Annotated in this window: 3 protein-coding genes; 1 reads left to right on the top strand and 2 read right to left on the bottom strand. The window is 77.1% G+C overall.

Annotated features, from left to right (window positions below):
* Positions 1 to 121 precede the first annotated feature (121 nt).
* Positions 122 to 2,620, top strand: coding sequence for a helicase-associated domain-containing protein (locus tag K7862_RS36815; RefSeq protein WP_222970121.1), 2,499 nt, complete (start codon positions 122 to 124; stop codon positions 2,618 to 2,620).
* On the opposite strand, the gene K7862_RS38390 is transcribed toward K7862_RS36815, so the two are convergent.
* Together K7862_RS38390 and K7862_RS36825 are read right to left on the bottom strand one after the other, a co-directional pair.
* On the bottom strand, positions 2,583 to 3,569 hold the full coding sequence (locus K7862_RS38390) for a VanZ family protein (protein ID WP_222970123.1): 987 nt from the start codon (positions 3,567 to 3,569) through the stop codon (positions 2,583 to 2,585). The genes K7862_RS36815 and K7862_RS38390 overlap by 38 nt on opposite strands.
* Before the next feature lie 114 nt (positions 3,570 to 3,683).
* Positions 3,684 to 4,631 (bottom strand): LPXTG cell wall anchor domain-containing protein, encoded by a 948-nt coding sequence (locus K7862_RS36825; RefSeq protein WP_222970125.1) that lies wholly within the window; start codon positions 4,629 to 4,631, stop codon positions 3,684 to 3,686.
* Positions 4,632 to 4,852: the final 221 nt, after the last annotated feature.

Here is a 4,852-nt window from a genome sequence, read left to right on the forward strand (position 1 = left end):
CGACGCCCACCGCCGGGCCCCCTTCCACCGCGCCTGCCCCGAAGGTACCTGCCTGTCAGGGCGGCTGTCGTCACCCGGCAGGGGGCTCGGATATTCGAGCGGTACGGCTACTGTGGGACGGATGACGACCGGGGACCCCGCCGTACCGCGCACACTCGCGGAGGACCTGCGCGCTCGTGACGACGCCGCGCTGGCCCTGCTGCTGCGCGCCCGCCCCGACCTGCTCTCCCCCGTGCCCAACGACCTGACGCAGCTCGCCACCCGGGCGGCCACCCGCAGCTCGGTGCTGCGCACCCTGGACCGGCTCGACGCCTTCACCCACCAGGTGGCCGAGGCGCTGGCGGTCGCGCCCGACCCCTGCGACGAGGAGACCCTGGGCGTCCTGATGACCGGGGTGCGCGACGGTAACGCCGAGGGCGGCCCGCTGCTCCCCGGCGCCGAGCCGCTCGCACCCGGGGAGGCCGAGGCCGTCGCCGCCGCGCTGCCCCAGGCGGTGCGGACGCTGCGGGTGCGCGGGGTGCTGTGGGGCGGCGAGGGCCGGCTGCGGCTGGTGCGCACCGCCCGCGACGTGCTGGCGCCGTCCCCGTCGGTCGCCTCGGCCACCGGGCTCGGGCCGTCCGTCGGCGAGGCGACGGCGGGCATGTCGCCGTCCCGGCTGCAGGAGATCGTGGCCGACGCGGGGCTGCCGCCCACGCACGACCCGACCAGCGCGATCGTGGCGCTGACCGGCCTGTTCGGCGACGCGGGCCGGCTGCGCGCGCTGCTGGACCAGGCGCCGGACGGGGTGCCCGGGGTCCTGGAGCGGCTGGTGTGGGGGCCGCCCTACGGCGAGGTGCGTGACGCGACCACGCCGGTGCGCGCGGCCGGCGCGGACGAGCCGGTGCCGCCGGTGCAGTGGCTGCTGGCCCGCGGCCTGCTGCTGCCGGCGGGGCAGCACACCGTCGTGCTGCCCCGGGAGGCCGCGCTGACGCTGCGCGGCGGCCGGGCGCACCGCAACCCGGAACCGGCGCCGCCGGCGGTGGAGTCCGTGGTCCGTACCGAGCGCACCGTGGACATGACGGCGGCCGGGCAGGCGTTCACCGCGATCCGCACCGTCACCGAGCTGCTGACGGAGTGGCAGACCGGCGGGCCGCCGGTGCTGCGCAGCGGCGGCATGAGCGTGCGCGAGCTCAAGCGCACCGCGGCCGCCCTCGACCTGCCCGAGCCGCAGGCCGCCTTCTGGCTCGAACTCGCCTACGCCGCGGGGCTGGTGGCCGCCGACGGCGAGGTCGACGAGGTGTACGCGCCGACGCCCGCCGCCGACGAGTGGCTGCAGATGCCGGCCGAGCGGCAGTGGACGGCGCTGGCCACGGCGTGGCTCGCCACGACCCGCACGCCCGGTCTGGTCGGCACCCGGGACGCCAAGGGGCGGGCGCTGTCGGCGCTCGGCCCCGACCTGGACCGTTCGCTGACGCCGCGGGTGCGGCGCGGGGCACTGCGGGTGCTCGCCGAGCTGCCGGCCGGCTCGGCCGCCGCCCGGGAGTCGCTGCTGGCCCGGCTGCGCTGGCTGCGGCCGCTGCGCGGCGGCGCGGACGCGCTGCGCACCGATCTGCTGGGCTGGACGCTGGAGGAGGCGGAGGCACTGGGGATCACCGGCCGCGGCGCGCTGGCCGGGCAGGCCCGGCCGCTGCTGCAGTCGCCGCCGGACGCCGCCGAGGCCGCCGCCCTGCTGGGGCCGCTGCTGCCGGAGCCGCTGGACCACGTGCTGCTGCAGGCCGATCTGACGGCGGTGGCCCCGGGCCCGCTGATCGCGGCGCTCGCGGAGACCCTGAACGTGCTGGCCGACGTGGAGTCGAAGGGCGGCGCCACCGTCTACCGCTTCACACCCGAGTCGGTGCGGCGGGCGCTGGACGCCGGGCGCAGCGCGTCGGAGCTGCAGGCGTTCCTGGCCGCGCACTCCCGCACCCCGGTCCCGCAGCCGCTGAGTTATCTCGTCGACGACGTCGCCCGCCGCCACGGCACGCTGCGGGTCGGCGCCGCCTCGGCGTACCTGCGCTGCGACGACGACGCGCTGCTGACCGAGCTGCTGGCCGACCGCCGCGCCTCGGGCCTGGGCCTGCGGCGTCTGGCGCCGACGGTGGTGGCGTCGCAGAGCGACCCGACGACGCTGCTGGAACGGCTGCGGTCGATGGGCCTGGCGCCGGCCGCCGAGTCGGCGGACGGCGACGTGCTGATCACCCGGGCCGACGCCCGCCGCACGCCGCCGCGCACCCCGCCGGTGCCGGTGACCGACGGGCCGCCGGTCCCCGACGAGGCGCTGCTGGGCGCCGCCGTGAAGGCGATCCGCGCGGGCGACCGGGCGGCGACGGCCGTGCGCCGATCCGCCGCGCCGGCCGGTGACGGGCTGCCCCGCTCGCCCGCCGCCGACACGCTGGCCACCGTGCAGGCCGCGGTGCTGGCCGGCGACTCCCTGTGGATCGGGTACGTCAACGCCGACGGCGCCGCCAGCCAGCGGGTCATCGCGCCGGTGCGGGTCGAGGGCGGCTATGTGACCGCCTACGACCACACCGCGGACGAGGTGCGCACCTTCGCGCTGCACCGCATCACGGGCGTGTCCGAGCTGGCGGACGACCCCGCGTGAGGCCGTAGCGGTGCCACCAGTGCTCGCGGCGGGGATGCAGGGCCCGCCCGAGCCGGCGGCCGAGCAGCAGGTAACCCAGCAGCGCGCCGGTGGTGTTGAGGATGACGTCGTCGATGTCGAAGGCCCGGCCCTCGACGATCATGCCCTGCGCCGTCTCGACCATGACCATCACCAGCGCCGTGACGACGGCGACCCGCAGCAGGCCGCGGGCCCGCGGGAACAGCATCGGCAGCAGCACGCCGAACGGCACGCCGAGCAGGACGTTGCCGCCGATCTGCTTGATGCTGTCGCGGATGGCCGGCTGGTCGAGGTAGGCGCGGATGGAGGCGCCCGGCTTCAGGTTGGTGTGCACCAGCGAGTCGGAGGCCGGCGACGGCACGAGCGTCACCTTGGCCAGCGCCACGGCGAAGCCCACCATGCAGACCAGGGCGATGGCCATGACGGCCGCCCGGGCCAGCACCGAGCCGAGGCTGCGGCGCTGCAGCACGGGCGGTGGCGGATCCTGGGCGTCCTGGCCGCGGGGAGTCGCGCGCGTCCTCGGCGCGGACCTGCCCGCCGTTCCTCCGGCCGCGCCGCCGCCCTTCAGCAGGGCGGCCCAGCGCCCGGGCGCGGTGGTCGGAGCGGCCTTGGCCTTCGACGCACCCCCGGCCCGGGCTCCGGTCCTGCCCTTGGTCCCCGCCCTGGTCCTGGCGCCGGTCCCGGCCTTCGCGCCGCTCTTGGCGGCCGCGCCCGCCCTGGTGCTCCCGGAGTTCTTGGTGGTCTTGGAGTTCTTGGTGGTCTTGCTGCCCCGCGTCCCCGTTGCCGATCCGCTCGTGGTCCTGGTCGTGGACCGTGTCGTGTCCTGCGCTGACGTACCGACGAGCCGGCGGCGGTACCAGGGCGTGGCCCCGGACGCCGCGGGCGCCTTCTTCTTCTCGGGCTGGCTCGGCGCCGGTCGGAACAGCGCCATCCTCAAAGCCATGATGTGCACTTCCCCCTCGCCTGGACGGCCGGTCCCGGGGCGTTTACCCGGGACCGGCCGCCGTACGCCGCGCCGAGCGGCGGCGTCACGCGAGGGCGAGGATCAGCCGTGCCGTCCGCGCCTGCGGGTGTAGACGACGATGGCGCCACCGGTGGCCAGCGCGCCGGCGGCCGCGGCCGCGGTCCAGACGACCCCGTCCGCACCGGTGTGCGGCAGGTGCCCGCCGGGCGGACGCGTGTGATGGGTCGGCGGGGTGTGCGTCGGGTACGTCGGGGGCGTGTGCGTGGGGTGCGTCGGAGGCGTGTGGGTCGGGTACGTCGGAGGAGTCGACGGCGGAGTGGTCGGAGGGGTCGTCGGAGGCGTCGTGGTGGGCGGGGTGTGGGTCGGGGGCGTGTGGGTGGGGTGCGTCGGGGGCGTGTGGGTCGGGTACGTGGGCGGGGTGTGCGTCGGGGGGTGAGGGTGGTGGTGGTGCGGCGGGTGATGGTGGTGGTGGTGTCCCGGCGGGGTGTGCGTCGGGTACGTCGGCGGGTGGTACGGCGGGTGGTGATGGTGGTGGTGCCCGGGCGAGGTCGGCGGGCAGCTGGTGCTCGCGCTGGGGGACGGCCGGCCGGTGTCGGACGGGCTCGGCGAGGCCCAGCCGGAGTCCGAGTCCGAACCGCCGCCCGAGCCCCAGTCGTCGTCGGAGCCCTGGCCGGCGTCGGAACCCTGACCGCTGCCGGAAGCCTGACCGGCGTCCGAGCCCTGACCGCTGTCCTGGCCCTGACCGCTGTCCGAGCCCTGACCGGCGTCGGAACCCTGACCGGCGTCAGAGCCCGTTGCGGCGGCGGAGTCCTGGCCGCTGTCGTCGAAGACGGAGTCGCCGGCGTCGCTGGCGGAGTACGACGACCTGCTGCCGCCGTCGTCCGCCGTCACACCTGAGGCGGAACCGGGGAGCAGCAGGCCGGCGGCGGCGATGACTCCCGCCCCGACGACGGCCGTGGACGCCGCGACCGCACGGAACGTCCCCCGGCGGCGCGGCTCGGTGGGGGGATGCGTCTGCTGGTGATCCATGGGGGCAGAAAACATCAAATAGGACTTTCATTCCTTATCGCCACGAAGGTCCGACCCGCAGATTCCCACGGATGGAGCCCGTGACCTGGGCCGCCCGGGCCGCGGCCCCCCTCCGAGGGTCACCGAGGGCCACTGAGGGCCACCCCCCCCCCCCCCCCCCCCCCCCCCCCCCCCCCCCTCCCCCCCCCCCCCCCCCGCCCCCCCCCCCCCCCCCCCGCCCC

The sequence above is a fragment of the Actinacidiphila acidipaludis genome, from assembly GCF_019890725.1.
GTDB lineage: Bacteria > Actinomycetota > Actinomycetes > Streptomycetales > Streptomycetaceae > Actinacidiphila > Actinacidiphila acidipaludis.